4 protein-coding genes are annotated in these 1,667 nt (G+C 63.5%); all 4 read left to right on the forward strand.

Annotated elements, in window-relative coordinates:
- A partial coding sequence (locus VIW95_RS17205; RefSeq protein ID WP_331588848.1) for a tetratricopeptide repeat protein occupies positions 1-529 on the forward strand: 529 nt, incomplete at its 5' end.
- A gap of 37 nt (positions 530-566) precedes the next feature.
- Positions 567-905: a hypothetical protein gene (locus VIW95_RS17210; protein WP_331588850.1), complete on the forward strand. Its 339-nt coding sequence runs from the start codon at positions 567-569 to the stop codon at positions 903-905.
- Positions 902-1,252: a hypothetical protein gene (locus VIW95_RS17215; RefSeq protein ID WP_331588852.1), complete on the forward strand. Its 351-nt coding sequence runs from the start codon at positions 902-904 to the stop codon at positions 1,250-1,252. Before VIW95_RS17210 ends, VIW95_RS17215 begins: the two co-directional genes overlap by 4 nt.
- 8 nt (positions 1,253-1,260) lie before the next feature.
- Positions 1,261-1,667, forward strand: a 407-nt coding sequence (locus VIW95_RS17220) for a threonine ammonia-lyase (RefSeq protein WP_331588854.1), incomplete at its 3' end; no start/stop codon positions are given.

Below are 1,667 nucleotides of genomic sequence, written 5' to 3' on the forward strand. Positions count from 1 at the left end.
AGGCCGTATCGTAGTGCGCGACGGACCGTCGCTCATCGAAGCGGAGACCGGGCAGCTGATCTTCGACTTCGAACGGAGCTATCATCCCGGCAAGGTCGAAGAAAGCTTTGGGCCCGCGCGCGTGCGCGAGCGTTTCGAAGAGGCGCGGCGGGTTGCCGACGAGGATCCGCTTAAGGCGCTCACCATCTACAGCGAACTGATCGGCCGCGAGCCCGGCAACTTCGAGGCGCACCTGCGCCTGGCCACTCTGCTCGAGCGCGAGGGCGATTTGGCCGGCGCGCTGCGCCATCTGCTCGGCGCGGCCGCGATCGTTCCCGCCAGCGCCGAGGTGCATCTGAAGCTTGGCCTGCTCTATCGAAAAAAAGAAGAGTATCAGAACGCGCTGCTGAGTTTTCAGCGGACGCTCGAATGCGATCCCGCCAACGTCGAGGCGCATCGCAACGCCGCCGAGATGTACGAGGCGGCGGGCCGCAAGCGCGACTCGCAGCGCCACCTGAGCGCGATCCATCGTTTGATCAAGGGCGACTGATTGAATCAAGACAACTCGCGGCGATAGGATCGCGAGTATGCCACGCGATTCGCTGAAACCAATCGACATCCTGCGCCACGAGCTGAAGGCGTTGCGCTTCATCCTCGACAACTTTCACGCCGGCAAACTCGGCGACGACGGCCTGCCGCCGCGCGAGGACTTCCAGTCCGCACAAGGCCGCGCGCTCTACGATTCGATCATCAAATCTCCCGACCGCAAATCTGCCGAGCGTGCGATCGCCGAGCTGGAGCTCGATGACGTTGACATCGATTCGTTCCTGCACCTGCGCGGCGACCACTACTACACCTATCCGGCGCTCGTCCGTGAGCGCGCGGCGGCAATTCGCACGGGCAAGCTCACGGTCGAAGGCGCGTGAGTTCCTCGGTCCCCAAAGAGTTGCATCTGCTCCTCGATTCCGCGGGCGCGCTGATCGTCTTCCAGGAAAAAGGCGCGACTTGGGCTGGAGTGCTGGCGTTTTCGAACGAAGACAAAGCTAGCGAGTTCTGCCGGATCAGCAATCTCGACGCCGCCGAAGTCGCCGCCATTTTGACTGACGATCATCAAGCGGTCGCCGGCCTGATCGCGTCGGTCAAACGCCGCGCGATTCGCAACGTCCTGCTCGATCTCGACTACAAGACCGGTGCGTGCACGCAGATCGACTTCGACGGCGAGTCATTCGGTCCTGCAGTACCGCGCCAATTCACTCCGCCTGCTCATCGCTAGTCAGTCCGATGCAATCCGCCCGTTCGTTGCTTCCCCAACAAATCGACGACGCGCGCCGCCGTCTCGCGGGCATCATCAAGCCAACTCCACTGATTCGCAGCACGACGCTCGACCGAATTCTCGACGCGCACGTGTTCATCAAGCCCGAAAATCTGCAGAAGACCGGCTCCTTCAAAATCCGCGGCGCCTACAACCGGCTCGCCACGCTCACCGACGAGCAAAAGTCGCGCGGGGTCGTCGCGGCGAGCGCCGGTAATCATGGGCCAGCGCTCGCCTACGCCGCCACTCGCGCGTCCGTGAGCGCGACGATAGTGATGCCGACGACGGCCGCGATTGCCAAGATCGACGCGACGCGCAGCTACGGCCAGGTGGTCGTGCTCGAAGGCGTCGACTACCAGGAGGCGCGCGCGGCAGC

This window comes from Binatus sp. (SeqCode) (assembly GCF_036522015.1).
Taxonomy (GTDB): Bacteria; Desulfobacterota; Binatia; order Binatales; family Binataceae; genus Binatus.